The 26348-nt window shown below is 72.7% G+C and carries 27 protein-coding genes; 6 read left to right on the top strand and 21 right to left on the bottom strand.

Translation table 11 applies throughout. The annotated features are described in order from the left end of the window. Positions 1 to 95: 95 nt before the first annotated feature. Positions 96 to 737, bottom strand: a complete 642-nt coding sequence (locus ACILRH_RS17870; RefSeq protein ID WP_395695406.1) for a hypothetical protein — start codon at positions 735 to 737, stop codon at positions 96 to 98. 155 nt (positions 738 to 892) lie between these two features. On the opposite strand from ACILRH_RS17870, the gene ACILRH_RS17865 reads away from it, so the two are divergent. Continuing rightward, positions 893 to 2140 (top strand): cytochrome P450, encoded by a 1248-nt coding sequence (locus tag ACILRH_RS17865; protein ID WP_395695405.1) that lies wholly within the window; start codon positions 893 to 895, stop codon positions 2138 to 2140. Between the two features lie 4 nt (positions 2141 to 2144). Here the strand turns inward: ACILRH_RS17865 and ACILRH_RS17860 are convergent, their stop codons facing one another. Next, the gene (locus ACILRH_RS17860) at positions 2145 to 4763 is read right to left on the bottom strand and encodes a discoidin domain-containing protein (RefSeq protein WP_395695404.1); all 2619 of its coding nucleotides are present in this window, start codon (positions 4761 to 4763) and stop codon (positions 2145 to 2147) included. 128 nt (positions 4764 to 4891) lie between these two features. Here ACILRH_RS17860 and ACILRH_RS17855 point away from each other — a divergent pair, with 128 nt between their 5' ends. Next, a complete protein-coding gene (locus ACILRH_RS17855; protein WP_395695403.1) occupies positions 4892 to 5806 on the top strand; it encodes a hypothetical protein in 915 nt (304 codons plus the stop codon). Positions 5807 to 5825: 19 nt separating this feature from the next. Further along, positions 5826 to 6434 (top strand): DUF1684 domain-containing protein, encoded by a 609-nt coding sequence (locus ACILRH_RS17850; RefSeq protein ID WP_395695402.1) that lies wholly within the window; start codon positions 5826 to 5828, stop codon positions 6432 to 6434. Here the strand turns inward: ACILRH_RS17850 and ACILRH_RS17845 are convergent. The 16 genes from ACILRH_RS17845 to ACILRH_RS17770 form a co-directional block, all read right to left on the bottom strand. Next, positions 6421 to 8079: a hypothetical protein gene (locus tag ACILRH_RS17845; RefSeq protein ID WP_395695401.1), complete on the bottom strand. Its 1659-nt coding sequence runs from the start codon at positions 8077 to 8079 to the stop codon at positions 6421 to 6423. The two genes, ACILRH_RS17850 and ACILRH_RS17845, sit on opposite strands and share 14 nt — an antisense overlap. 149 nt (positions 8080 to 8228) lie before the next feature. Beyond that, positions 8229 to 8726, bottom strand: coding sequence for a pyridoxamine 5'-phosphate oxidase family protein (locus ACILRH_RS17840; protein ID WP_395695400.1), 498 nt, complete (start codon positions 8724 to 8726; stop codon positions 8229 to 8231). Between the two features lie 3 nt (positions 8727 to 8729). Then, complete coding sequence (locus tag ACILRH_RS17835) at positions 8730 to 9482, bottom strand: glucose 1-dehydrogenase (RefSeq protein WP_395695399.1); 753 nt, start codon at positions 9480 to 9482, stop codon at positions 8730 to 8732. Continuing rightward, positions 9482 to 10399, bottom strand: a complete 918-nt coding sequence (locus tag ACILRH_RS17830; protein ID WP_395695398.1) for a 3-oxoacyl-ACP reductase — start codon at positions 10397 to 10399, stop codon at positions 9482 to 9484. Before ACILRH_RS17830 ends, ACILRH_RS17835 begins: the two co-directional genes overlap by 1 nt. A gap of 2 nt (positions 10400 to 10401) precedes the next feature. Further along, positions 10402 to 10593 (bottom strand): ferredoxin, encoded by a 192-nt coding sequence (locus tag ACILRH_RS17825; protein ID WP_395695397.1) that lies wholly within the window; start codon positions 10591 to 10593, stop codon positions 10402 to 10404. Between the two features lie 2 nt (positions 10594 to 10595). Further along, a complete protein-coding gene (locus ACILRH_RS17820; protein WP_395695396.1) occupies positions 10596 to 11576 on the bottom strand; it encodes an NAD(P)/FAD-dependent oxidoreductase in 981 nt (326 codons plus the stop codon). 115 nt (positions 11577 to 11691) lie between these two features. Beyond that, positions 11692 to 12384, bottom strand: coding sequence for a hypothetical protein (locus tag ACILRH_RS17815; protein ID WP_395695395.1), 693 nt, complete (start codon positions 12382 to 12384; stop codon positions 11692 to 11694). Beyond that, positions 12381 to 12890 (bottom strand): hypothetical protein, encoded by a 510-nt coding sequence (locus tag ACILRH_RS17810; protein ID WP_395695394.1) that lies wholly within the window; start codon positions 12888 to 12890, stop codon positions 12381 to 12383. Before ACILRH_RS17810 ends, ACILRH_RS17815 begins: the two co-directional genes overlap by 4 nt. Next, positions 12887 to 14152, bottom strand: coding sequence for an MCE family protein (locus ACILRH_RS17805; protein WP_395695393.1), 1266 nt, complete (start codon positions 14150 to 14152; stop codon positions 12887 to 12889). The genes ACILRH_RS17810 and ACILRH_RS17805 overlap by 4 nt, the downstream gene beginning before the upstream one ends. A gap of 8 nt (positions 14153 to 14160) precedes the next feature. Further along, positions 14161 to 15504: an MCE family protein gene (locus ACILRH_RS17800; protein ID WP_395695392.1), complete on the bottom strand. Its 1344-nt coding sequence runs from the start codon at positions 15502 to 15504 to the stop codon at positions 14161 to 14163. Next, the gene (locus ACILRH_RS17795; RefSeq protein ID WP_395695391.1) at positions 15501 to 16703 is read right to left on the bottom strand and encodes an MCE family protein; all 1203 of its coding nucleotides are present in this window, start codon (positions 16701 to 16703) and stop codon (positions 15501 to 15503) included. The genes ACILRH_RS17800 and ACILRH_RS17795 overlap by 4 nt, the downstream gene beginning before the upstream one ends. After that, a complete protein-coding gene (locus ACILRH_RS17790; protein WP_395695390.1) occupies positions 16703 to 17701 on the bottom strand; it encodes an MCE family protein in 999 nt (332 codons plus the stop codon). The genes ACILRH_RS17795 and ACILRH_RS17790 overlap by 1 nt, the downstream gene beginning before the upstream one ends. Beyond that, entirely contained in the window at positions 17698 to 18783 is a 1086-nt protein-coding gene (locus tag ACILRH_RS17785; RefSeq protein WP_395695389.1) for an MCE family protein, read from the bottom strand. Before ACILRH_RS17785 ends, ACILRH_RS17790 begins: the two co-directional genes overlap by 4 nt. Beyond that, positions 18780 to 20096 carry an MCE family protein gene (locus tag ACILRH_RS17780; protein WP_395695388.1) on the bottom strand — a complete coding sequence of 439 codons (1317 nt, stop codon included), beginning with the start codon at positions 20094 to 20096 and terminating at the stop codon, positions 18780 to 18782. Before ACILRH_RS17780 ends, ACILRH_RS17785 begins: the two co-directional genes overlap by 4 nt. Before the next feature lie 11 nt (positions 20097 to 20107). Beyond that, a complete protein-coding gene (locus tag ACILRH_RS17775) occupies positions 20108 to 20947 on the bottom strand; it encodes an MlaE family ABC transporter permease (RefSeq protein WP_395695387.1) in 840 nt (279 codons plus the stop codon). Positions 20948 to 20954: 7 nt separating this feature from the next. Continuing rightward, positions 20955 to 21728 (bottom strand): MlaE family ABC transporter permease, encoded by a 774-nt coding sequence (locus tag ACILRH_RS17770; protein ID WP_395695386.1) that lies wholly within the window; start codon positions 21726 to 21728, stop codon positions 20955 to 20957. A gap of 173 nt (positions 21729 to 21901) precedes the next feature. Here ACILRH_RS17770 and ACILRH_RS17765 point away from each other — a divergent pair, with 173 nt between their 5' ends. Beyond that, positions 21902 to 22447: a DUF1707 domain-containing protein gene (locus tag ACILRH_RS17765; protein ID WP_395695385.1), complete on the top strand. Its 546-nt coding sequence runs from the start codon at positions 21902 to 21904 to the stop codon at positions 22445 to 22447. Then, on the top strand, positions 22444 to 23118 hold the full coding sequence (locus tag ACILRH_RS17760) for an ion channel (protein ID WP_395695384.1): 675 nt from the start codon (positions 22444 to 22446) through the stop codon (positions 23116 to 23118). Before ACILRH_RS17765 ends, ACILRH_RS17760 begins: the two co-directional genes overlap by 4 nt. Here ACILRH_RS17760 and ACILRH_RS17755 read toward each other — a convergent pair. Together ACILRH_RS17755 and ACILRH_RS17750 are read right to left on the bottom strand one after the other, a co-directional pair. Further along, positions 23087 to 23458: an MmcQ/YjbR family DNA-binding protein gene (locus ACILRH_RS17755; protein WP_395695383.1), complete on the bottom strand. Its 372-nt coding sequence runs from the start codon at positions 23456 to 23458 to the stop codon at positions 23087 to 23089. The genes ACILRH_RS17760 and ACILRH_RS17755 overlap by 32 nt on opposite strands. 16 nt (positions 23459 to 23474) lie before the next feature. Further along, positions 23475 to 24023, bottom strand: coding sequence for a hemerythrin domain-containing protein (locus ACILRH_RS17750; RefSeq protein WP_395695382.1), 549 nt, complete (start codon positions 24021 to 24023; stop codon positions 23475 to 23477). Between the two features lie 18 nt (positions 24024 to 24041). Here ACILRH_RS17750 and ACILRH_RS17745 point away from each other — a divergent pair, with 18 nt between their 5' ends. Then, positions 24042 to 25100: an AbrB family transcriptional regulator gene (locus ACILRH_RS17745; RefSeq protein WP_395695381.1), complete on the top strand. Its 1059-nt coding sequence runs from the start codon at positions 24042 to 24044 to the stop codon at positions 25098 to 25100. Here ACILRH_RS17745 and ACILRH_RS17740 read toward each other — a convergent pair. Then, positions 25054 to 26337, bottom strand: coding sequence for a nitrate/nitrite transporter (locus tag ACILRH_RS17740; protein WP_395695380.1), 1284 nt, complete (start codon positions 26335 to 26337; stop codon positions 25054 to 25056). The genes ACILRH_RS17745 and ACILRH_RS17740 overlap by 47 nt on opposite strands. Positions 26338 to 26348: the final 11 nt, after the last annotated feature.

Below are 26348 nucleotides of genomic sequence, written 5' to 3'. Positions count from 1 at the left end.
GTGACCTCCCGAGCACGTCGGCCGGCGGCCTCCCACCGGCGCTCCTGCGGCGATCGTAAGGACTGGGCCGGACGCTCGGGCACCCCCCAGACGGGCTACACCGCGCCCCCGAGCGCCAGGCGCGCCAGCCGGACCGCCTTCCGCTCCGGCATCGGCCGGGGGTAGCGCTCAGGGTGCGGCCCGAAGATGTCGCGGGTCCGGGTCACCGTCACGCGCACCAGGCTGGCGCCGTACCGCGCGACCACGGCGTAGCCGCTCGACCGCAGGTTGCCGACGTCGCGGAGGCGCCACGCGACGCTCTGGTCCCGGACGCGGGCGACGGGCACGCGCGTGCGCCAGGTGGTCGAGATGCCGTCGCACTCCGTGCACACCCACTCGACGACCTTGGGGCACCGCCTCGGGTAGGTCGCGACGTTGGCGAAGGCCGCGCGGGCGGCCGCCTCGTCCGCGTAGCCGAGCACCACGATCTCGGCGCTGGAGAAGATCCGCCGCGGCTGACCACCCTCACGGCCGGCGTAGGACTTCGCCCGCACGCTCTGCGGGTCGAGCAGCTGGCGGTCGGACCGGCAGCCGCGTGGCCGGGCGCCCAGGGCGGTGATGTCGCTGGGGTAGGCGTGCCACGGCCCGACGCCGCCGACCACCCCCTTGACCACCCGCGCCGACGGCAGGGGTGCCGGCGCGGCCGAGGCTGCGGGCGCCGCGGCGACCGCGACGAGCAGGACCCCGACGAGCCACACCAGCCGATGCAGCCGTGACCTCGATCGTGACCTCCGGACCGTCATGGCAATCCCTCCTCCGAGCAGGCGCTCACCTCGACATCTACCAGACATCTACCACCAGACCGGGCCCCGGCGCTGCTCAATCGCCGCGCCGGTGGATAGGGTCGCGGACCATGAGGCTCGGGGAGGCGAGGCGGGCGCTCGGCTTCGCCTCCGAGCTGTACGGCGGCAAGGTGCGCGGGCTGGTGGACGTGCACGTGCGGCACAACGAGTTCGCGCGGCTGCGCTCGGTGGTCGACCCCTACCCGGTCTACGAGGCCATCCGCGCCGCGGGCAGGTTCGTGGAGACGCCGAACGGGCACCTCGCCACCGCCGACCACGCGATCGCCGAGCAGGTCTTCCGCAGCCGGAGGTTCGGGGTCGTGCGGCCGGGCGCCAAGCCCGTCGACAACGCCTTCGACCGCTCGTTCCTCACCCGCAACCCGCCCGACCACACCCGGCTGCGCCGGCTGGTCGCCCCGGCGTTCAGCCCGCAGCGCCTGGTCGTCTTCGAGGACCTCGTGGAGCAGACGGTGGCCCGGCTGCTCGACGAGGCCCGGTCCGCGGGGTCGTTCGACGTGATGGACGCCCTCGGGATGCCGCTGCCGGTCGCGGTCATCAACGCCCTGCTCGGCCTTCCGGAGCCGGAGGGGACCGCGCTGGCGGAGTACGGCGCCACGCTGGGCACGGCGGCGCCCGGCTTCCGCTCGATGCGGCACGCCCGCGAGGTCATGGTGGCCGCGCAGCGCCTGAACCGGACCCTCGCCGACGTGATCGACGCGCGCCGCGCCGACCCCGGCGACGACCTGATCAGCCACCTGGTCGCGGCCGAGGGCGACGGCGCCGAGGCGATCCGCGCCGACGAGCTGGTCCCCCTGTGCCGGATGCTGCTCATCGCCGGGTTCGAGACCACGGTCGGCGTGCTCGGCAACGCCGTCGACGCGCTGCTGGACCGGCCCGACCAGTGGGAGCTGCTGACCGCCGACCCGGGGCGCGCCGCAGCGGTCGTGCAGGAGACGCTCCGGTTCGACCCGCCCGTGCAACGCACCGGGCGGGTGTCCTTCGACGACACCGAGATCGCCGGCCGCCCGATCGCGGCCGGGCAGTGGGTCAACGTGCTCATCGGCGGCGCCAACCGCGACCCGGCGGTCTTCTCCGACCCGGCCGTCTTCGACCTCGAGCGGACCGACGCCGGCGCGCACCTGGCCTTCTCCAGCGGCATCCACCGCTGCATCGGCCGCCCGCTCGCGGAGCTCGAGGCGACGATCGCCCTGCGCAGCCTGGCCGAGCGGATGCCGGGGCTGCGCCGCGCCGGCGCGACCCGGCGCGGCAACTCCACGCTCGTCCGCTCGCCCCTGAGCCTGCCGGTCCGCGCCGGCTGAGGCGCTAACGCGTCACCCGCAGCTCGGCCAGCAGCGGGTTGTCCCCGCCTCGTCGTGTCGGCGGCAGCCGCAGCCGTACGGCGTCGGCCGTCACGGGCGCGAACGACACGTCGTCGGTGTCGGAGGCCGTGCTCGCGACGTGCGCGACCGTCCGCCACGCACCCGCGTGGTGCACCTGCACCGCGTAGGTCGCCAGGGGCCGGGTGCGCCAGACCAGGACGGCGTGGGAGACGGACCGCCGCCCGGCCAGCTCCACCGTGAGCGAGCTCGGCGTGGCCGGGTCGGAGGCCGGGCCCCAGACCGTCGCGGGGCTCCCGTCGACCGCCGCCTCCGGCGGGGCGCTCGGGTCGGCGGTGGTGACGTGCGCGGTGACCGGCCGGCACAGCGCGAGGTCGGCCGAGCCGACGTGCGGCTGCCGGGTCGCCAGGGTGACCGGGGCGCCCACCGCCAGCCGGCGGGTGCCGTCGGGTGCGTGCACCCGCATCGGCGCGCCACTGCTCATCGTGACGACGGTCTGCTCCGCCCCGAGGTCGACGTCGACGGTGCGGCCCTGCCACTGCAGCCCGGTCAGCCGCAGCCCCCGCGACAGCGCCGGCGGCAGCGTCGGGTCCAGGACGATGCCGTCCGCGCGCCAGCGCAGGCCGGAGTAGCCGTAGAGGAACTCCTGCAGGAAGCCGCCCTCGCCGGTGAGGAACGTGAACACCCCCTGGCCGCTGCGCGCCTCGGTGAACTGCTCGTAGGGCGCCTTGACGAACGGGTCGACGCTGCGCCGGGTGTAGGTCCAGTCGGCGCACCCCTGGCCGAGCTGGGCTGCCACGATGCTGTTGACCGAGTCGGTCATCGCCGGGCCGTCGGGGTCGTAGTGCTCGGCGTAGTAGTCCAGGTCGTCACGGTCGACGGCGTCCGGCTGGTCGAGCTCCCAGGGGTAGGTCAGCAGGACCGCGTCGGCCTGCTTGACCTGCTGCTCGGCGTAGTCGCGGAACTCCGGCCGCACCTGGTCGTAGCCGCCCAGCGCCTGCGGGGGCTGGACGACGAGCCCGTCGGCGATCGTCGCCCACGAGGCCGGGGCGGAGCGGCCGAGCACACCGGCGGCCCGGGTCGCGAGCCGGAGCGTGGTCGCCGCGGTCGCGTTGGTGTAGACCTCGTCGTCGACCGGCCAGTTCTCCTCGTCGGGGCCCTCGACGCCGGTGATGTGGTAGCTGCTCCCGTCCTGCTCGGCCCGGCTGGCCCAGAACTCGGCAGCCCCGCGCAGCACCGGCCAGCCGCGCGTGCGCAGCCACGCCCGGTCACCGGTGGCGAGGTAGTACTGCCACTGCGCCAGGGCGACGTCGGCGGTCACGTGCTGCTCGAGGTGGCCGGTCTCGGCCCAGGTGGGCGTCACCTCGTCGCCGGTGCGGGCGCTCTCCCAGGCGAACCGCAGGCCGTCGTACCCGGTGGATTCTGCGTTGCGGGCTGCGCCCGCCCGGGTGCGGTAGCGGTAGTCGACGACGCTGCTGGCGTCGTCGGGGTGCTGGGCGAGCAGCGCCGGGTACATCCAGGTCTCGGCGTCCCAGAAGACGTGGTCGTTGTAGCCGCCCGCCGAGAGGCCGACCGGGCTGACGCTCCAGTCGACGTCGGGACGCACGCTCGCGAGCAGGTAGAACTCGGCCGCCCGGATGCGGCGCTGAAGCTCGGGCTGACCGGGGACGAGCACGTCGTGGCGCCACTCCCGCGCCCAGGCGGCCGCACTGCCGCGCTGCGCCTGCTGCGGCGAGACCCCCGACCAGCGCCGGGCGACGGCCGTCGGGCTCCCGGCGTCCTCGGACGTGGCGAACCCGACGACCTTGGTGAAGCGGTAGGTGTGTCCGGCCCGGACGCGGAGCATCGCGGTCCGGCGGACCGTCATCCCGGACGCGGCGGCGGTCACCCGGGACCGGGCGGGCGCGTGCAGCCGGGCGGCCTCGGAGACCAGGGTGCCCGTGCCCTTCGCGCGCACCGTCAGCTCCGAGAGCGACCGGGTCGCGGTCGCGCGGACCGCCGACAGGGCGCCGGGTGTCAGCCTGGCTCCGGCGCCGAGCACGTCGCGCACCCGCAGCACCCCGCTCCAGCCCGGCCGGACGACGAGGCTGACCAGGCCCGTGCGGGGGTGGGCCCGGTCGAGGAGGACCTGGTAGCGCAGCGCGGTCCGGCGGCCGCCGCTGGCCACGGTCGCGGAGGTCGTCACCGTGCCGCGGCGCAGGTCGAGCACCTGGTGATAGCCGGTCCCGTCCGCCGCGTCGAGGGTCCGGCCACCGGCGACGACGTCGAGCTGGGTCCAGCCGGGCAGGTTGACCGACCCCTGGTGCTGCGTCCCCCCGGCGACGGTGTCGGGGACGTCCGCGTAGACGCCGGCGACGTGGGTCTCGGTAGCGACCGGACCGTCGGCGTACCCCGCGCCGGAGGCGGGCACCCGGGTGCCGACGTAGCCGTTGCCGACGTACGCCGGCGCGCCGGCCGCGTCCCGCGCGGACGAGGTCGCCAGCTGCCAGGTGGAGCCGCCCGGGTCACCCGCCGGTCCGGCCGCCGCCTCGGCTCCTGACGGCGACGCGGCGAGTGGGGAGAGGGCGGCACAGATGACCAGCAGACCGGTCGCGAGGGGGCGCATGGACCTCCGTGCCCGGCCGACCCGTTCTCCATGCGGACGGTGATCCTCCCTTGTAGCCTCGCCGTCGTCGGCCCTCGCCGGGTCGCTCTCGGGACGCACCTGTTCGTCGTCGCACCCAGAGGACCCCCGTGACCCGTCGGACCCGACCCCTCGCCGTCGCCACCGCGGTGACCCTCGCGCTGGTCGTCGGGACGGGGCTGTCCGCGGGCGGGGCCGGCCCCGCCTCGGCAGCCGGGCGGAAGGTCGCACAGGAGCCGCTCGTGGTGTCCACCACCGAGGGGACCTTCGGGGTGGTGCTCGCCCTCGAGACGACGGGCGGCTCGGGTGACGGCGAGGTCAGCTTCGAGGCGGTCGACGGCACCGCGTCGGGATGCCAGGCCATCGGCAACGCGCTGATCAGCATGTCGGCGGGGTCGTGCATCGTCACCGCGACCAAGGCGGCCTCGGGCGAGTACGACGCCGCGACGTCGTCGCCGACCCCGGTCCACCTGCTCGACGACCAGGAGTCGCTGGCGATCACCAGCGGCGTCGGCCGGATCGGCAAGCCGCTCCTGTTGACCGTCTCGGGCGGCAGCGGCGACGGCGAGGTCACCTTCGAGGCCGTCGACGGCACCGGGTACGGGTGCCGGATCAGCGCGACCGCGCCCTACCGGCTCAGCGCCACCAGGGCCGGCACCTGCACCGTCACCGCCACCAAGGCCGGGGACGACAGCTACCGGGCCACCTCGTCGGCGCCGTCGGACGTCACCATGCTCGCGGCGGTGCCCGGGCCGGTGCGCCGCCTGGTCGTCGCCGGAGCGGCGGGCGCCGCACGGCGCACCATCACCTGGAGCGCGCCGCTGAGCGACGGAGGCCAGCGGGTCACCTACCGGCTCGAGGTGCGGACGGCGAGCAAGGCGCTGCTCCTCGGCAGGACCGTGCGGGGCACCCGCTACGTGCTCGACCGCGCCGCGGTGAAGAGCGGCCGCCTCACCGCTGTCGTGCTGGCGCACAACAGCGCCGGCTTCGGGCGGCCGGTGTCCGCCTCCTTCCGGGTGTCCTAGCCCCCGTAGGGTCGGTGCGATGACCCCTTTCGACGTGGCCGACTGGCGACGACAGGTCTTCGCGCTCTACGCAGCGGTCCGCGCGTCGCCCGACCCCGCGGCAGGCCACGATCTCTGGCGCCGGGAGCGGGACCGGCTGTTCGCCGAGCACCCGGCGAGCCCGCTGCTGCCCGAGCAGCGGGCCGGCTTCGCGGGGCTCCGCGTGGCGGCGTACGACCCGGCCTGGCGGTTCGAGGTCGAGGTGCGGTCCGCCGACCCGGAGCCGTGGCTCGTCGAGACCGGAACGGACGGAGTGGTCCCGTTCGAGCGGCTGGGGACCGTGTCGCTGCCCGGGGTCGGTGACCTCGACGTCTGGCGGCTCACGTCGTACGGCGGCGGACTGTTCGTGCCGCTGCGCGATGCCGGCTGCGGCCGGCCCGGCGGTGCCTACGGCGGCGGCCGCTACCTGCTCGACACCGTCAAGGGCGCCGACCTCGGCGGCGACGGCGGCCGGCTGGTCCTCGACCTCAACTTCGCCTATGCCCCGTCGTGCGCCTACGACCCCGCCTGGGCGTGCCCCCTCGCGCCCGTCGGCAACCGGGTGGACGTGGTGGTGCCGGTGGGCGAGCTGCAGGTCACCTCGGGCTGAGGACCACCCCGTCGATCTGCACCGTCCTCCCGGAGGTGGTCACCGTGATCGTCAGCGGAGCCGTGCGCGGCGGCACGGTGGGGAGCAGGAGGAGCTGACGGCTCCTCGAGGTCCTGGTGACCAGGCTGACGTGCCCGACCTTGGTCCTCCCGAGCATCACGTCGACCGCGCCGCACGTCGGGCACGTACTCGCGACCAGCGCGACGAGGGTGGTCCGGGCGGCGGGTCGGGTCAGCGTGGCTCCCTGCTTCCGGGTCACGGTCGCGGTGCTGTTCCACCAGCGCGGCGCCGTGGCGCGCACCCACGGACCGAGGCTCCTCAGGGCCCGGTCGTCCATCGCCCGCGCGACGCACGAGGGGGCCGACCACGCGGACGCGTTCTCGACCAGGTCGACGGCCCGCAGCGAGTAGCAGTAGTCGCGGCCGAGCTGCAGTCCGGTCGCCGTGGTGCTGGTGCCCGTCAGGTGCTGCCAGTCCGCGGGGTAGGTCCAGGGACCGAAGGTGCCCTGCAGGTTGGCGGCACGGTAGCGCAGCTCGTAGTGGTCGATGCCCGTCCCGGGAGCCGGGTCCGAGCCGGCCCAGCTCAGGCCCTGGCTGCCCTGCAGGGTCACGACGGGGACCGGGTCGAGCGCGACCACCGGCGCGGTCACGTCGGGGGTGGCGCACAGACCGTTGAAGCTCGTGGCCGTGTCCTGGTCCAGGTACTCGCCCCACCAGACCGTGAGCCCGGACAGGAAGGTGCCCTCCGGACAGATCGACGCGCCGAGATAGTCCCCGCCGCTCGACCCGATCGGCGTCGTCTCGAGCCCGCCGTCGAAGCACCAGGCGCTCACGGCGTCGAGGACCTCACCCGCGCGGCCGCCGATCCCGATCGCCAGGTCGGTCGGGCCACAGGACGTCGTGGCCGACGTCGTCCCGTCGTTGACCGAGCCGCCGGCGTACTCACTGGTCGAGCCGTCCGTGCACGTCAGCTGCACCCCGCGCACGTAGTCGCCGGTGGTGAGGGTGTGCACGACGATGCCGGTCGCGAACCTGCCGGGCGGGCACTCGGTCGTCGAGGTCGTCGTCCCGGTTGCCGCCAGGTTGCCGATCCGGCCCGAGAGCGCGGCACAGACGCCCCTCACGCTCACCACGGCGTCGTGCCCCTCGAAGGGCTTCGTCCAGACCGACAGGCCGATCAGCTCGGTGCCGGCGGCACAGTCCCCGCTGTCCTGCAGGGCACCGCCCATGCCGCCGACGTAGCCCGCCTCGTAGGGGTCCCCGGTGCCGGTGCACCGGAGGCTGAGCGCGTCGATCACGGCGCCCCAGTGGATCCCGAGCCCGGTGCCCCGGTCACCGGGCTGGCAGGCCGAGGGCTCCGCCACCTCGCCGTCCTCGGCAGTTCCTCCGGCCCGGGTCGTGGTCGTCGCGTCGCTGCAGGTCAGCTGCAGGCCGCGCACGAAGTCGCCGCCCGCGTCGAGGTGACCGACGACCGCCGCCGTCACCGACGTGCCGGTCGGGCAGGTGGTCGTCGACTCGGTCACGCCGTCGGGGTCGAGCTGGCCGAGCCGGACCATGGTGTTGGTCTGCTGGGCCGACGCGGGTGCGGCCAGGAGTCCGACGAGCACCACCACTGCCGCGACCAGACCGACCAGTGCTCTGCGCATCGCGCCTCCTTCGGCGGGTGCCGATGGGGCGGCACCGGTGGACGACCCGAGATTGGCGTGGACACTAGATCGCGTCGCGCACCGGCGGCGGCGAACAGGCCGAACCCGGCTCCGAGCGCCGCGGCGGTATGGGCCAGCGGACCAGACCGCTACTCCACGTACGGCGCGGTCGAGCCGCCCAGCTCCATGACCGGGAGCCCGAGCTTGCGGTGGTCCCAGGAGCGGGTGCGCTGGGGGTCCAGGCGGATCGCGGCGCGGTTGTGGGCCATGAACTCCACGAACGGCTTCATCTCCTCGGAGTACTCGCCGTTGTAGCGCTCGAAGATGTTGACGCAGACGTCCCAGACGACCGACTCGTCCTCGACCACCTCGGCGGTGCCCTCGATGGCGACGCCGCGCAGCTGGTCGTAGGTGTGGCCGGCCTCGACGAGGAAGGAGCAGCGCGGGTCGCGGCGCAGGTTGACGGTCTTCTGCGCCTTCTTCTTGGTCTCGAACCAGATCGCCCCGTCGAGCACGGCGTACCACATGCCCACGAGGTGGATCTGCCCCTGCGGGCCGTACGTCGCCAGCGTGGAGGAGCGCTGCTGCTCGAGGAACTCGGCGATCTCGGCGTCGCTCATCACGACCTGCGCGCGCTGGTTGGCCACGGGTCAGCCCCCGAACGCATGGGTCGCGGTGACCCCGCCGTCGATGGAGATCTCGGCGCCATTGATGTACGACGACTCGTCGCTGGCGAGGAACACGTAGAGCGGGGCGATGTCCTCGGGGTGGCCGACGCGGCGCAGCGGCACCTTCGAGGCGCCGTACTCCATCGCGGCGTCGCCGCCGTGCACCCGGGTCATCGGGGTGTCGATCATGCCGGGGTGCACGGAGTTGACCCGGATGCCCTTGGGTCCGAGCTCCATGGCACCGCACTTGGTCATGCCGCGGATCGCCCACTTGGTGGCGGCGTACGCCGTGCAGCCGGGCATCCCCGCGAGGCCCTCGACCGATGACGCGTTGATGATCGAGCCACCGCCGTTCTTGCGCATGGTGCGGGTGACCGCCTGCATGCCGAGGAAGCAGCCGAGCTGGTTGACCCGCCACAGCAGCTCGACCTCGTCGGCCGGCATCCGCTCGATGTCGCCGAAGCGCAGGATGCCGGCGTTGTTGGCCAGCACGCTGACCGGCCCGAAGCGGGTGTTGGTGTCCTCGACGACCCGCGCCCACGACTCGGCGTCCGAGACGTCGTGGCGCACGAAGTGGGCGCCGAGCTCCTCGGCGAGCGCGGTCCCCTGCTCCTCGGCGACGTCGGCGACGGTGACCGCCGCGCCCTCGGCGACGAACGCGCGCACGATGCCCGCGCCCTGGCCCATGGCGCCACCGGTGACGATGGCGACCTTGCCGTCCAGCCGGCCGCCCATCAGACGGTGAGCTTCATGATCGAGTCGGCCGCGAAGCCGACCGCCGGGTCGCGGCCGTCGAAGTAGCCGCCCAGCTGCTTGTCCAGGTCCTCGAGGGTCCACAGCGTCCCGGCCTTGTCGAAGCGCTGCTCCACGACCGGTGCCGCGACCAGGGCGACCATGCCGCCGTAGACGACGAAGACCTGGCCGGTGATGTTCGCGGCCGCCGGCGACGCGAGGTAGGCGACGACGGGGGCGACGTGCTCGGGCGAGTACGGGTCGACCTCCTGGCCCGAGGTGTCCTCGCCGAACACCTGGGCGGTCATCGCGGTGCGGGCCCGCGGGCAGATCGCGTTGGCGCGCACCCCGCTGCTCCCCAGGGCCCGGGCGGTCGACACGGTGAGCGCGGCGATGCCGGCCTTGGCGGCGGCGTAGTTGGCCTGTCCGGGCGGGCCGGAGAGGAACGCCTCGGACGCGGTGTTGACGACCGCAGCGCCGACCGGGCCGGACTCCTTGGCCGTGGCCCGCCAGTAGGCCGCGGCGTTGCGCGAGAGCAGGAAGTGGCCGCGCAGGTGGATGTGCACCACCTGGTCCCACTCCTCGTCGGACATGTTGAACAGCATCCGGTCACGGGTGACGCCGGCGTTGTTGACGACGACGTCGAGGCGGCCGAGGCCGTCGACCGCCGCGGCCACCATGGCGTCGGCGGTGGCCCGCTCCCCCACGTCACCGGGTACGACGACCGCCTCGCCGCCCCGGGAGCGGATCTCCTCGGCGGTGCCGTCGGCGCCGCCGGGCAGGTCGTTGAGCACGACCCGCGCGCCGGCGTCCGCCAGGGCCAGCGCCTCGGCGCGGCCGAGCCCGGCGCCCGCACCGGTGACGATCGCGACCTTGCCCTCCAACGACAGCGCGTCCGGCGACAGGTCCTCCTGCGACACGCTCAGTCCTCCAGCGACAGCGCGGTGCGCGGGCAGGCCGCGACGGCGCGCTGCACGGCGTCGATGTTCTCCGGCGTCGTGTCCTCGGTGAGGAGCTGGAGGTAGTCGTCGTCGTCGAGCTCGAAGACGTCCGGGGCCATCGCCACACACAGGGCGTTGGACTCGCAGAGGTCGAAGTCGACCTTGATCTTCATTGCTAGCTCCCTTCCGAGGAGTGTCCGGGGAAGACGTGGGCGTGCGGGTCGACGACCACGGCTGCGTTGTTGACGGCGGTGGCGGCCTCGCCGAAGCCGACGGCGATGAGCCGCACCTTGCCGGGGTACTCGGTCACGTCGCCGGCGGCGAAGACCCGCGCCAGGTTGGTGCGCATCGAGGAGTCGACCACGATGTGCCGCTTCTCGACCTCGATCCCCCAGTGCTGGAGCGGGCCGAGGTCGGCGACGAAGCCCAGCGCGGCGACGATCGCCTGCGCGGGCCGGGTGACGACCTCGCCGTCGACGGTGAGCTCGACCGACTCGACCGTGCCGTTGCCGTGGATCGCGGAGACCTGCGCGCGGGTGACGATCTCGACCGACGTCGCCTTGACGGCCTCGACCGTGCGCTCGTGGGCGCGGAAGCCGTCGCGGCGGTGCACGAGGGTGACCGACCGGGCCACCGGCTCGAGGTGCAGCGCCCAGTCGAACGCGGAGTCACCGCCGCCGACGATGACGACGTCCTTGCCGGCGTACGGAGCGAAGCTCGGCACGAAGAACTCCAGCCCACGACCCAGCCAGTCGCCGCCCACCGGCAGCGGACGCGGGCTGAACTTGCCGATGCCGGCCGTGACCAGCACCGCCTTCGCCCGGATCTCGGTGCCGTCGTCGAGACCGACGGTGACGCCGTCCGCGTCCTCGACCAGGGTGCTCGCGGTCCGTTCGAGGAAGTACGCCGGGTGCGCGGTCGCCGCCTGCGTCACCAGGCCCTCGACCAGGTCGCGTCCCTTGACGCCGGGGAAGCCCGCGACGTCCAGGATCATCTTCTCGGGGTACATCGCGGTGATCTGCCCGCCGAGCTCGGGCAGCGAGTCGACGAGCGCGACGCTCATCCCGCGGAACCCGGCGTAGTAGACGGCGAAGAGCCCGGTCGGGCCGGCGCCGATGACGAGGAGGTCGGTCTCGTGGGGTTGCTGGTCAGCCACGCCGCGATCCTTCTCCTTCTGGCGGCGATGCTCAACGAGCCGCGCGCAGTGGAACGTGTTCTAGTTGATCCGAACGTACCACTAGTACGCCGCCGGCGGACCGGGTCGGCGTGCCTCAGCTGGTCGTGATGTCGGACACCAGCCAGCCGTGCTCGGTGCGCACCACGGTGACCAGCGCGCGGTACTGCGAGTAGTCGGTCCGGGGCTGCCCGTCGACCACCTTCTGGACGTACTGGTTGAGGAAGAGCAGCGCCTGCACCTGCTCGGCGGAGGCCTGCACCACGCTCTGCCCGACGACCTCGGTCTGCATCCGGGTGCGGCGCGCCACGAAGGCGTCGCGGATGCCGTCGGCCGTCTTCTGGTACTTCGTCGCGAAGGCCGACGTGGTCTTCGCGGTCGCCTCCCGCACCTGCTGGTCGTAGCCCTGGTAGGTCGTGGAGAACAGGTCCTCGGTCGTGCGGGCCGCGGTCTCCACCGCCTCCCCGCGGGTCGCGTCGCCCACCACCACCGGGCGGGAGCTCGACGGAGCCGGGCTGTCGTCGCGGGTGAGGTACCAGGTCTCGGCGGCACCGATGACGAGCAGGACGGCCACGACCACGAGGAGGACGAGGTTCGTGCGGCGGCGCGGGCCGCCGGTGGTCGGGGGGTCTCGACGGTCGCTCGTCGCTGGCGCTCCTCGCTGCTCGACCACCGGGTCGCCGGTGGTCGCGGGGTGGGCCGGGTCGGCCGGGCCGCGCTGCCCGGCGATCTTGCGGGGGCGGCCGACGGAGGTGCGGGACGTCCGCGTGCGGGGCGTGTCGGCGGTCATCCGACGAACTCCAGGTTGCTGGTCAGCCAGCGGTCGCCGACCTTGACGAGGTCGAGCTTGAGCCGGAACAGGCGCGCGACCTTCTGGTCCTTGGTGGAGACGTTGGCGACGGTGCCGGTCGTGGCGGCCAGCACGGTCGCGCTGTCGGCGTCGACGTCGACGACGCCGGCCCAGGTCACCTTGCCGTCCATGACCGACTTCTCGCGCTGGAGCAGCTTCACGACGCCGGCGGTGGAGCTGTCGTACTGCTTGGCGAAGTCACCGGTCGCCCCGGCGGCGACCGCGTCGATGCTCGACTGCGCGTCCCGGTAGTCGATGTTGACGAACGCCTCGACCTCGGCTCGCGCGGCGGCGAGCACGTCGCCGTACCGCTCCTGCTCCGCCGCCGTCTGCTGCTCGTCGCTGTGGTGCTGCCACACCAGCACCCCACCGAACACGCAGGCGCACGCCAGCGCCAGCGCCAGGACGTAGAGGCCGATCGTCAGGCCGGCGCCACCGCGCCTCACGGGCCGCTCACCGGGCCCACCAGCAACCACTTCCATGCGTCCCCTCCCAGGATCGACAGGTCGGCGTGATCGTCGAAGCGCACCGCGTGACCGCGCGCGTCGACTGCTCCCGAGACGAGACCCGTCGCCGGGTCGTAGGACGAGCGGTAGACCCGACCGGGCGACGAGCTGCCGCCGGTGGCCGACTCGTCCGGCGAGTGCGTGGGGCCGCGCATCACGTACGGCGCCCCGCTCGTGCACCGCGCCGGGTAGATGGGGCTGTCGGTCAGGTCGCTCGGCGGGCGCCACTCGCTGCGCGGCTTGTAGCCGGCGGTGCACGGCGGGGTCCGGTAGTCCAGCTGCAGGTTGACGTGGCCGTAGCCGTCCCCGGGGGTCCCGGTGAACCCGGACGCGATCACCCGCGGGTAGGTGACCAGCAGCTGCTCGAGGCCGTGCAGGTGCGAGACGACCACCTGGTTGACGCTGACCGCGTTGCCGAGCAGGACCGGCAGCGTCGGCTCGAGGTCGCGCAGCAGGGCGTCGACCTCGCGGGCAGCACCGGGTGTGTCGGCCAGGACGGACCGCAGGTCGCGGTCGCTCCCGGCCAGCGCCGAGGTCAGCAGGTGCAGGTTGCGGGCCAGGCTGCGGATGTTCTCGCTCTGGCCCTGCTGGGTCGAGAGCACCCGCTCGCCCCGGTCGAGCAGCCGGATGGTGTCGTCGGTGTGCGCCGAGGCCTGGCGCACGAACGTGCTGCCGCTGTCGAGCAGTCGCTGGAGCGGGCGCCCGGTGTCGGTGAACATCGTGCCGAGCTCGTGCACGACCGTGCGCAGGTCCTGCTTGTCCACCGACTCCACGAACCGGTCCAGCTCGACGAGCAGGTCGCCCTCGTCGACCGGCAGCGAGTCCGCCGAGCCGTGGAAGGTGTAGCCGGAGGTGGCGTAGGGGCCCTTCTGGTCGGGCGGCTCGAAGTCGAGGTACTGCTCCCCCACTGCCGACAGGTTGTGCACGTACATCGGCGAGTCCTCCGGCAGCCGGGTGCCGTCAGCGAGGGCGAGGTCGAGCGTCACGCCGTCACGGGTCGCGTCCATCGCGGCGACCTTGCCGATCTTGACGCCCCGGTAGGTGACCTCGCTGCCCTCGAACAGTCCGCCGGACGCCGGCAGCGTCGCGTGCACCGTGATCCCCCGGCCGAGCACCCGGTCGACCAGGCCGAGGTAGCTGCCCGCCATGTAGACGATGCCGACGGCGCTGAGCACCACGAACGCCGCGATCCGGAACCGCACGCCGCGCGTCACAACCCACCTCCGTAGAGGCTCGTGGGGCTGGGCTCGTCGGTGGCCGACCCGTCGGTCAGGGCCCGGCCCAGGCCGCTGCCGAGGCCACCCCCGAGGGTCGACCCGAGCCCGTCGAGCAGGCCGCCGAGGCCGCCGCCTCCCCCACCGCTGCCGGGGAGCGCCTCGATCACCGTGCAGACCGGGTTGCCGTCGTACTCCTTCTTCGCGCAGGCCCGCTTCAGCGCCTTGACCAGCTCGAGGGAGGCCAGCACCCGCTGGCAGGCCTTGCTCTGCAGGTCGCCGCTGCGCAGGCACCTCTCGACCAGGCTGAGCGTGTGCCCGGGGTCGACGCCGGGGATCCCGCCGCCGGGCTGGCCGGTGGGAATGACGTTCTCGAGGTTGATGTCGGCCCGGATCGAGGTGTTGGCGTAGTCGCCCTTGACGATCTCCGAGGCCTCCTTGGGGAACGGGAAGCTGACCAGCAGGTTGAGGCCCGGGGCCAGGTCGTCGCCGGCCCGGTGGAGCCGCTCGAGCACCGGCTGGAGGTGGCGCAGGGACGCCAGCAGGTCGTCCTTGCTCTGCCCGATGACACGGGTGCCGACGACCCCGAGTCGGTCCAGGGAGCGCAGCATCGCGATCAGCTGGTCGTGCTGCGCGGCGAGCACCTGCACCGCCGGGCCGGTCGCGTCGAGGGCGTCGGTGATGGTGCGCTTCTCCTGGTTGAGGGTCGACGTGAGGTGGTCGACCGACTCCATGGCACGCAGGATGTCCGCCTTCTGCGCGTCGATCGTGGCCACCACGTCGTCCAACGAGCCGAGCAGGTGGCGCAGCCGGTCGGTGCGGCCGTCCATGACGGCGTTCAGCTCGTGGGTGATCGTGCCGAGCTGCGCGACGCCGCCCCCGCTGAGCAGGAAGGACAGCGCCCCGAGCACCTCCTCGACCTCCGGGTTGCGCCCGGTGTCGGCCAGACCGATGTCGTCGCCGTCGGACAGCCGCCCCTGGCCGCCGCCGGGCGGCGCCTCGAGAGCGACGTACTTCTCCCCGAGCAGGCTGACCTGCCGGATCTCGGCGATCGCGTCGTCGGGCAGCTCCACGTCGTCCCGGATCCGCAGGGTGACCCGGGCGTGCCACCCGACGCGCTCGACGTCGGTGACCTCGCCGACGGTCACGTCGTCGACCATCACCGGCGACTTCGGGACGACGTTGAGGATGTCGGCGAACTCGGCGGTGACCTCGAAGGAGTGGTCGTCGTCGACGGGGCCGCCGGGCAGCGGCAGGTCGTAGGCACCGTCGAACTTGCAGCCGGCCGTCAGGAGCGCGAGGGCCAGCAGCAGTGCGGCGCAGCGAAGGGCGCGGGTCACGAGCCACCCCCCATCAGGTCGCCCAGCGAGGGGGACCCGGTCGCGGCGTACTGCTGCACCCGGTTGTAGCCCGCGCCGGTCGACGCCTTGCCGGGGGTGGCGGGCGGGATCGTCGGGACCTGGCCCTCGACCGGCTCGAGCAGCTGCTTGAAGAGCTTGCAGGCGAGGTCCGCGCTGGGCCGGGGCAGCCCGGACTGCTGCACGATCGCGCAGAGGAACCCGTCGGCGTCCCACACGTTGCCGCTGACGCCGATCCGCGACCCGATGCTGCCGGTGCGGTTGTTGAACGCCAGCGCGAGGTTGCCGATCGCGGTGGGCGCCACGCGCAGCGCGGTGTCGATGCTGTCCTTCTGCGAGCCGATCGTCTTCACGACCCGGGTCAGCTGGTCGAGGTCGTCGACCAGGGCCTGGCGGTTGTCGTGCACGAACGACTTCACGGTGCCGACCGCGTCCGCGACCGACGCGAGCGCCGCGCGGATCTCGGTGCGCTCCCGCGCGAGCTGGCCGGAGACGCCGGCCAGGTCGCGCACGAACGCCCGCACGAAGCGGTCGTTGTGCGCCAGGGTCGTGGTCAGCCGGGCGAGCTGGGTCACGGTCGCGAAGAGCGGCCCCGACCCGTCCCCGAACGTCTCGGCCGCCTGCGAGAGGCGGGTCAGCATCTGGTGGCCGAGGGCGCCCTTGCCGCCCAGCGCCTGCGCACCGGCCGCCAGGACGTGGTCGAGCGTGCCGTCCTTGTTGACGCCGTTGGGACCGAGCGCCTCGGAGAGGTCGCGCAGGCTGGCGTAGATCCGGTCCAGCTCGACCGGGACCCCGGTGTCGGGCAGCGCGATGTCGGCGCCGTCGGCCATCAGGTCGTCGCCCGGCTGGTACGCCGGGGTCAGCTGGACGAAGCGGTCGGCCACCAGCGTCGGGGTGACGATCACGGCCTTGGCGTCGGCAGGCACGTCGTACTGGGCGTCGTACTCCATGTCGACGCGCACCGAGTTGCCCTCGGGGGTCACCGCCGTCACCCGGCCGACGTTGACCCCGAGGATCCGCACGTCGCTGCCGGCGTAGATGCTGACCGCCCGCGGGAAGTGCGCGGTCAGCGTCTTGGTCTCGGTGTCGTCGCGCAGCCACACGAACCACACCGTGACGAGGAGGAGCACCGCGACCACGAGGGCGATCGCGCGTCTGCTGACCGTGGTGAGGGCGTCCATCACTGGCCCCCCAGCTGACCGGGCTGGAACTCGCCGCTCGGGATCGCCAGCAGGTTGGAGGCGTAGGCGTCGAACCACGGTCCGGTGCCGATGATGTTGCCGAGGATCGATACGTAGGGCCCGAGGGCCTTCAGGGTGTCCTCGAGCTGCTGCTGCTTGCTGTTGAGCAGCGCGAGCAGGTCGTGGACCTCCGCGAGGGCCGGCGCCATCTGGGCCTGGTTGTCGCGGGCCACACCGCGCAGCTGCACGGCGAGGTCGCGGGCATTGACCAGGAGCAGGTGGATGGCCTCCTTGCGGCGCTGGACCTCCCGCAGGACCAGGTCGCTGTGCTTCATCAGGTCGACGAGGTCCTGGCCGCGCGCGGCGAGCAGGGTGCTGACGCTCTGCGCGCTCTTCAGCAGGGCCTGGACCTGCTGGTCGCGGGACGCGACCGACTGGGAGAGTCGCGCGATCCCCCGGAAGCTCTGCTCGATCTCGGGCGCGGCGTCGTTGGTCGTGTCGGCCACGACGTCCAGGGCCCGGGTCAGCCGCCCGGTGTCGATCCGCTCGGTCGTGGTGGTCAGGTCGCCGAAGACCCCGACGATGTCGTACGCCGACTCGGTGCGGTCGCGCGGGATCACGTCGTCGGCGGACAGCTGACCGGGGCCGGCCGGCTGGACGTCGAGGTACTTCTCGCCGAGCAGGTTGAGCACCTCGATCGAGGCCCGGCTCTCGGTGCCGAGGTCCACGTCCTTGTCGACCTCGAAGGTGACCAGCACGGTGTTGCTGTCCTTGAGCGCGACGTCCTGCACCCGGCCCACCCGGATGCCGCCGACCTGGACCATCGCACCGTGGTGCAGTCCGCTCGCGTCGCTGAACTCCGCGCGGTAGGTGCTGCCCTTGAAGCCGGGGAACTGGGACAGGTTGAACGCCGCGGCCACCACGAGGAGCATCACCACGACGGTGATGGCGCCGAGCCGGAGGATCTTGGCGTCGCTGTAGGTCCGCGAGATCGTCATGGCGCCGTCGCCCCGTTGCAGCGCGGCGCGGTGGAGTGGAACTCCAGGTGGTTGAGCCGGTCCATCAGCAGCTTCACACCCGGCAGCGCGCCGAGGCCCGCCGGCAGCGTGATCCGGCCACTGAACCCGCAGACGTAGTAGTTGTACCAGGACCCGTACGTGCCGGTCCGGGTCTGGTCGGTCATCGACTCCGGCAACCGGTCGAGCAGGTCGACGATGTTGGCGCTGTTCTTCTTCTCGTTGAGCAGCGCGGCGAGCCGACGCAGCTTGGCGACGTCCGACCTGACCAGCGGGCGGCCCTGCCGCAGCAGGTCGGCGACGACGACCGTCAGGTCGGAGATGTTGCCGATCGACGCCCCGATGACGTGGCGGTCGCGGGCCAGGTCGGCCATCCAGTTCTTCAGGCCGACGACCAGGTCGTCGAGCTGCTGGTGCCGGCTGTCGACCGTCGTCAGCGTCTGGCTCAGGTTGTCGACGACCCGGCCGATCAGCTGGTCGCGGTCGGCCAGGGTGTTGGTCAGCGACGCTGTGTGGGCCAGGAGGCTCTGCACGGTGCCGCCCTCGCCCTGCAGGACCTGCACGAGGTTCATGCTCAGGTCGTTGACCTGCTTCGGGTCCAGCGCCTGGAAGAGCGGCTGGAAGCCGTTGAAGAGCACGGTCAGGTCGAGCGCCGGCTGCGTCTGCCCGATCGGGATGGTGGCGCCGTCGGCCAGCGGCTCCGCGCCGCGGTCCGCGCCCTGCTCGAGCGCGAGGTAGCGGTCGCCGACGAGGTTGAGGAAGCGGATCTCCGCGCGGGACGCCGTCGTCAGCGGGACGTCGGACTTCACCCGGAACGTCACGACCGCCTCGGTGCGCTGGTAGTGCTCGACGTCCTTGACCTCGCCGACGCTGACGCCGGCGACCCGCACGTCGTCGCCCTTCTCGAGCATCGAGGCGTTGCTGAACACCGCGCGGTACGTCGTACCGCTGCCGAACCCGACGTTGCCCATGATCGCGGCGAGCAGGCCGGTGACCAGGATGGAGACGACGGTGAAGATGCCGAGCTTGACCCCGGCCGCGATGGTGGTGGAGTTCCTGGTCACCGGGCCACCCCCTCGCGCACGAGCGGGCCGTACATCAGCGAGCCGAGCGACCCGAACGAGTCGGCGGCGACACCGGTGCGGGCGGAGAGCAGCGCGTTGAGGATCCGCTGCTCGCCGGTGCTGCCGGAGTAGTCGGCGCCGACGCGGCCCAGGCCTCCGGGAGCCGCGAGGTACGGCGGCACCGGGGAGGTCGGCGGGTGCTCGTCCATGTCGCTGCCCTGCTTCAGCGCGACCGGCGGCGAGGGCACCCTCGGGCTCGGCAGCCCGAGGCACCACGGACCGTGCCCGACCTCGCCGTACGTCGGGCGGTCGCGCTGGTCGTAGGCGCGGTACTGCGGCGTGCCGAACTCGAGGTACTGCTTGACCTGGTTGCCCTCGAAGGTGCGCGCGAGCCGGGGCGCGTAGCGGGCGGCGCCCTCGAGCAGGCAGGGCAGCTCGGGTGAGTAGACCGCGAGCAGCCGCAGCACCGGCTCGGTGACCTGGCCCAGCCGGATCAGGTTGGCGCCGTTGGCCTGCAGCACCCGGGTCGAGGTGTCGGCCAGGCCGCCGAGGTCGGAGAAGAAGGTGCGCAGCTGCTGCTTGCTGTCCACCACGGTGCGGCTGGTGACCGTGACGTCGCGCAGCACGCCGAGCAGGTCGGGAGCGGCAGCGTCGTAGGTGTCGGCGACGTCGGCGAGCTTGACCAGGTCGGTGCGCAGCGTGGGCAGGTGCCCGGAGATCTGCCCGAGGTAGTGGTCGAGCTCGTCCATCGTCGCGCCGAGCTGCTCCCCGCGGCCGCCGAGGGCGGTCGCCAGGGCGTTGAGGGTCGCGTTCAGGTCGGCCGGCTGCACCGACCGCAGCAGCGGGAACAGCCGCGCCAGGATCCGGTTGAGCTCGACGTTGGTCTCGACCCGGTCCGCCGGGATCACGTCGCCGTCGGCCAGCGGCGTGCCGGAGGGGTCGTCGGGCAGCACCAGCGACACGAACTTCTGCCCGAACAGCGTCGTCGGGAGGATCTGCACCGTGACGTTGTCGGGGATCTGCTCGGCCTCGTGGGGGTCGAGGGCCACGGTGATCTCGGCGTGGTCGCCGCTCTGCGAGATCTTCCGCACCTGCCCGACCAGCGCGCCGTTGACCCGGACGTCGCCGAACTTCGCGAGCTGCAGGCCGGCCCGGTCGGCCTGGATGGTCACCGTCGTGACGTCGGCGAACGCCTTGTCGTAGATGGCGATCGAGAGCGCCACGAGCAGGGCGATCCCGGTGAGGAAGGCGACGCCCGCCACCTGCAGCCGCCGGTGCTCCCGGCGGCTGTCGTGGTGGATGTTGACCAGCATCGGCCCGCGCCTCAGCCCGTGATCCGCACGGTGGTCGTGGAGCCCCAGATCGCGAAGCTGAGGAAGAAGTCGGCGACGACGATCGTGACGATGCTGGTGCGGATCGCCCGGCCGACCGCCATCCCGACGCCCGCCGGCCCACCCGACGCGGTGTAGCCGTAGTAGCAGTGGACCAGGATCACCGCGACGGCGAGGAACAGCAGCTTGAAGAACGACCAGAGCATGTCGATCGGTGGCAGGAACTGCAGGAAGTAGTGGTCGTAGGTGCCCGGCGACTGGCCGTAGATCAGCGTGGTGATCAGCCGCGGCGAGAGGTACGACGCGCTCAGCGCCACGATGTAGAGCGGGATCACCGCGACGAACGCCGCGACCATCCGGGTGGTCACCAGGAACGGCAGCGACGGGATGCCCATCACCTCGAGCGCGTCGATCTCCTCCGAGATGCGCATGGCCCCCAGGCGGGCGGTGTAGCCGCAGCCCACGGTGGCCGCCAGCGCGATCGCGGAGACCAGGGGCGCGACCTCGCGGGTGTTGAAGTAGGCCGAGATGAAGGCGCTGAACTTCGCGACCCCGATCTGGCTCAGGGAGGCGTAGCCCTGGATGCCCACCTCGGTGCCGGCGAAGAACGCCAGGAACGCGATGACCCCGACGGTGCCGGCGATCAGGCTCAGCCCACCCGCTCCGAAGGTCACCTCGGCGAGGGTGTTGAGGATCTCGCGCGGGTAGCGCCGCACGGCACGGGGCACCCATCCGAGCGCCTTGACGTAGAAGAGCAGCTGGTCGCCGTACGCCTCGAGGGAGTCGCGGCGGCCGCGGACGAAGCTGCTGCCGAGGACGGAGAGCTGGGACATCGGCGTCTCAGAGCCCCGGCGGCGGGACGATCTGGAAGTAGATCGCCGTGATCACCGCGTTGAGGAAGAACAGCAGCATGAAGGCGACGATCACCGACTCGTTGACCGCCCGGCCCACGCCGTTCGGGCCGCCGCCGGCGTTCAGGCCCTTGTAGGCGCCGACGATCGCGGCCAGCCAGCCGAAGACCACCGCCTTGACCATCGAGATGTAGAGGTCGGGGAGGCTGGCCAGCGCGGTGAACGACGACAGGAAGGCGCCGGCCGAGCCGCCCTGCACGATCACGGTGAAGAAGTAGCCGCCGCCGATGCCGGCGCCGATCACGATGCCGTTGATCATCAGTGCGACGAACATGGTCGCCACCACGCGTGGCGCGATGAGCCGGGCCAGCGGGTCGACGCCGAGCACCTCCATCGCGTCGATCTCCTCGCGGATCTTGCGGGCCCCCATGTCCGAGCAGATCGCGGAGCCGGCCGCGCCCGCGATGATGAGCGCGGCCGCGATCGGGGCCGCCTCGCGGACCACGGCGAGCACCGCGGTCGCGCCGGCGAAGGACTGCGCGCCGAGCTGGCCGGTCAGGTTGCCGACCTGCAGCGAGATGACCGCGCCGAACGGGATGGAGACCAGGATCGTCGGCATCAGGGTCACGCTGGTGATGAACCAGGCCTGCTCGACGAACTCACGCAGCTGGAAGGGCGTGGTGAAGATCCGCTTGGTGACCTCCACGACCATGGCGGCGATCTCGCCCGGGCCGCGCAGCACCGACACGGCGGAGAACGCCATCCCGCACCTCCCGTGAACCTGTCTAGACCGCGCACACAGTAGAACGTGTTCTCGTTTCGAGCAACGACGCCCGCTGCCCTCCCGGCAGGTCAACGACCGTCCTCCCCTGGGGTGACGGCGGCGAAACCCTGCCGTCCGGCGTCGCCTGGACCGGCGCCTCCTACGATGGCGGCGTGGAGCAGGAGGTCTGGTCGTCGTTCACGCACGACCCGCGCGACCGCCGGTTCACCGGGATCCGCGCCTCCGACCAGGACCGGCTGCTCGTCGAGCAGGTGCTCGCGGAGGCGTACGCCGACGGCCGGCTCGACCGCGAGGAGTACGACGAGCGCAGCCGCCAGGTCGCCGGTGTGCGCGTGCTGGGCGACGTCAACCCGCTGCTCGGTGACCTGGTCGCCGTGCGCCCACCCAGCGGCAGCCTCGTGCACGCCTCGCGCCGCGACCTCGAGCTGCTCGCCGAGCGGCACTGGCGCGCCAAGCGCCGCGAGGCGGTCATGTCGGCCGGCGCAGCGAGCCTGGTGACCACCGCGATCTGGTTCGTCACCTCCTGGGGCGGTGGCAGCTTCGACCCCTACTTCTTCTGGCCGGCGTTCGTCATCGTCTTCAGCCTGCTCAACGTGGTGCGCACGGTCGCCACCCGGGACGACATCGTGGACGCGGAGGTGCGCCGGCTCGAGCGCAAGCGGGACAAGGAGCAGCGCAAGCCCGGGTGGTGGTGGTGACCGCGCGCTCGCCCGTCGACGTGGTGCGCAACCACCCGTCGGGGGTGCTGCTGGTCGTCCAGCTCTTCACCGTGCTCGCCTTCCCGTTCCTCGGCGACACCGTCTGGGGTCGCTCGGTGCTCGGGGTGGTCCAGCTCTGCGTGGTGGTGGCCGCGCTGGCCGCCGTACGTCGCACGCCGGCGCTCACCTGGTTCGCGGTGCTCCTCGGCGTCCCGGCGATGCTCTTCACGATCCTCGAGGCGGTGTGGCCCCACCAGGACACGGTGGTCCTGGTCTCCGCGCTGCTGCACGCGCCGTTCTACTTCTACGTGTCCTACGCGATGATCCGCTACCTGTTCCACGACGAGCGGGTCACGCGCGACGAGATCTTCGCGACCGGGGCGGCGTTCACCGTGGTGGCCTGGGGCTTCGCCTACGTCTACGCCGCCTCGCAGGTGCTCTGGCCGGGGTCCTTCGTCGGCACCGGCGGTCCCGGCGACCGACCCTGGTTCGAGCTGCTGTTCCTGTCCTTCTCCACCCTGACCAGCGTGGGCCTCTCCGACATCGTCCCGGTGGGGCTGCACGCCCGGTCCTTCGTCATGGTCGAGGCGGTGGCCGGGGTCTTCTACGTCGCCCTGGTGGTCGCCCGCCTGGTCGGCCTCACGGTGCTGGGTCGCCGTCCGGAGGCCTGAGCCGCCGCGGCAGCTTCTCGACGACGAGCCGGTAGGACTCGTCGACCGCCTCGAGCAGCTCCTCGTCGGGGATCGCGCCGCCGAACGCGAGGTCGTTCCAGCCGCTGCGCCCGATGTAGCGCATCACCGTGGCGTCCCCGGGGAAGCGGTGCAGCCACTCGTCGGCCACCTCACGGGTCGGTCCGCCCTTGACGCCGACGCCGCCCGCCGAGAGGAACGCGAAGATCCTGCCGCGCTCCCCCGGGCCGACCTTGACCACCGGGTGCTCGTGCTCCCACGGGTTGTCCGCCCACGCGCCGGGCTTGGCCAGGCAGTGGGCCAGCATCGTCTCCACGTCCACGGCGGCCCTCCCCGGGTCAGTCCTCGTCGTCCTCGAGGAGGCCGCGCCGACGGGCGTCCTCCACGAGGCGGCGCACGTTGTCCACCCGGCCGCAGTCATCGTCGACCTGGGCGTTGCGCTCCTCGGCGAACAGCACGCCGAGGTCGGCGCGGACCCGGGGTCCGACCTCCTCGCGCGCCGGGTTGAGGATCGTCAGCTCCTCCTCGGTGAGGTGGTGGTTGACGACGCGGGCGAGCTCCTCGACGGCGTCGTCGAACGCCTGGGTGTCGGTGCCCGACAACTCCAGCACGGCGAGCAGGGCGGCGTTGCCCTCCGCGTGCTCGTGGACGCCGTGCTCGGCCTCGTCCTCGTCCACCGCGTCCTTGCGCTGGAGCTTCGGGTACACGTGCCGCTCCTCGGCCTCGGCGTGGGCGACGTGGAGGGTGGCGAAGGCGCGGCGGACCGCGTCGCGGTCCTGGCTGCTGTCGCGCAGGTCGCGCAGCAGCGCCTCGAACCGCCGATGGTCGTCGAGGATCAGGTCCACCACGTCGCCCTGCAGCGGGCGCCCGAGATCGATGTTCGTCATGGTCGTAGCGTAGGCACGATGACCGAGCGCGACCGCACCCCGCTGCGCGCGGCGGTCCTCGTGCTCGGGATCACCCTGGTCCTGTCGGTGCTGCTGAGCTGGGCGCACGTCCCGTCCGCGGTCCTCTTCGGGTCGCTGGTGGGCGGCATGGCGCACGCCCTCACGTCGCCGCGGGTGCTCGCGCTGCCGCCCTGGGCCTTCCGCGGCGCGCAGGGCCTGGTCGGCATCACGATCGGCTCGCTGGTCAGCCTGGCCACCCTCGCGAGCCTCGGACCGGCCCTGCTGCCCATCGTCGTGGTCACCCTCGGCACGGTCGCGATCAGCCTGGTGGCGGGGCGGCTGCTCGCCCTGCACGGCGAGGTGAGCCGGGTGACCGGCGCGTTCGCGATGATCGCCGGCGGCGCGTCCGGGGTGGTCGCGGTGGCGCGCGACCTCGGTGCGGACGACCGGGTCGTGACCGTGGTCCAGTACCTCCGCGTCTTCGTCGTGCTCGTCACGATGCCGCTGGTGACCGCGGCGGTGTTCCACCCCGACCACGGGCTCGGCCGCTACACCGCGGGCGACGCGTCCGGGCGCGCCGACCTGGCGTTCACGGCCGTCGCACTGGTCGTCGGACTGCTGCTCGCGCGGGTGGTGCGCTTCAGCACGGCGACGCTGCTGGTCCCCCTCACCGTCGCCGTCGCGCTCGGGGCCACGGGGTGGTTCGGCGAGCCGATGGTGCCGACCGTCCTGCAGTGGCTCGCCTACGGGCTGATCGGGGTGCAGGTGGGGCTGCGCTTCACCCGCGCCAGCCTCGCCTCGATCGCCCGGCTGCTGCCGGTCGTCCTGCTGATCATCGTGGCCATGGTGGCCGCCACCGCGCTCATGGGCGCGGTGCTGGCCTGGCTGACGCCGGTCGACGGCCTGACGGCGTACCTCGCCACGACCCCCGGCGGGCTCTTCGCCGTGCTCGCCACCGCCGCCGACAGCGGCTCGGACGTCACCTACGTGATGGCCGTGCAGCTGTTCCGGCTGGTGGTGATCCTGGCGTTCACGCCGCTGCTCGCGCGCTGGCTTCGAGGGCGCCCCGGTCGATGACGCGGCGGGCCTGGACGCGGAAGCGGTAGACCTGCGAGAGACCGAGGGCCCAGATGAGGTACTGGGTGCTCATCGCCCAGCGGAACGCCGACGGGGTGTAGTCGGTGCCCGCTCCCGGCGTGCGCCAGTCGAGCACGACGCCGATGACGATGACCAGGACCAGGCTCGCGACGAACCCACCCTGGTTGATGATCCCGCTCGCACTGGCGAACCGCTCCGGCGGGTTGGAGGTGCGGCCCACGTCGAAGCCGATCATCGAGGCCGGACCGCCGACCCCGACGACCAGCACCAGGACGACGAGCAGCGGGGTCGGCGCGTGCCCGGGCCAGGCGAGCACCGCGGTCCACACGACCACGATCGACGACACGATGGTGAGCACCATCGTGGAGCGGTGCCAGGGGTGGTTGCCGACGAGCCAGCCGAGCACCGGCCCCGAGGCCATGACCGCGAGGACCATCAGGGTGAGCAGGACGCCGGCGGTGGCCGGCGACTGGTGCTCGCCCTCGACGAAGAACGGGTAGCCCCACAGCAGGCTCAGTGCGGTGGCGCTGAACTGGGTGGAGAAGTGCATCCAGAACCCCAGCCGGGTGCCGGGGTGCGCCCACGACGCCGCGAGGCTGTGGCGCACGGCGCTCAGCGACATCGCCGGACCGCGCAGGTGGCGCCGGGCAGGGGTGTCGTGGAGGACCAGCAGCACCGCGAGCGCGAGGGCGACCCCGACCGAGGCCGCGACCAGGTAGGCGCGGGTCCAGCCGAGGTGGCCCAGCGCCCAGGTCATCGGGACCGCCGCGAGCACCGCGCCGAGCTGGCCCAGGGTGCCGGTCAGCTGGGTGACCAGCGGGATCCGGTGCGCAGGGAACCAGCTGCTCACCAGGCGCAGCACGCAGATGAACGTCATCGCGTCGCCCATGCCGACGAACACGCGCGCGGCCAGCCCCGCGGCGTAGGTGTCGGCCAGCGCGAAGCCCGCCTGGGCCGCGGTCAGCAGCACCGTGCCGCACAGCAGGACGCTGCGCGAGCCGAAGCGGTCGACCAGGAGCCCCACCGGGATCTGCATGCCGGCGTACACGACCAGCTGGAGCATCGTGAACGTCGCCAGCTGCGACGCGCTGATGTCGAACCGGTCCGCCGCCGCGAGCCCGGCCACCGCCAGCGACGACCGGTGGAAGACCGCCACCAGGTAGACCAGGAGCCCGACCGCCCACACCGTCCAGGCGTTGCGGAACGAGCGGCTCACTCCCCGATGCT

This window comes from Nocardioides sp., from assembly GCF_044226765.1.
GTDB lineage: Bacteria > Actinomycetota > Actinomycetes > Propionibacteriales > Nocardioidaceae > Nocardioides.
Note: the sequence above shows the minus strand (reverse complement) of the source record. Positions and strands in the feature narration are given on the sequence as shown.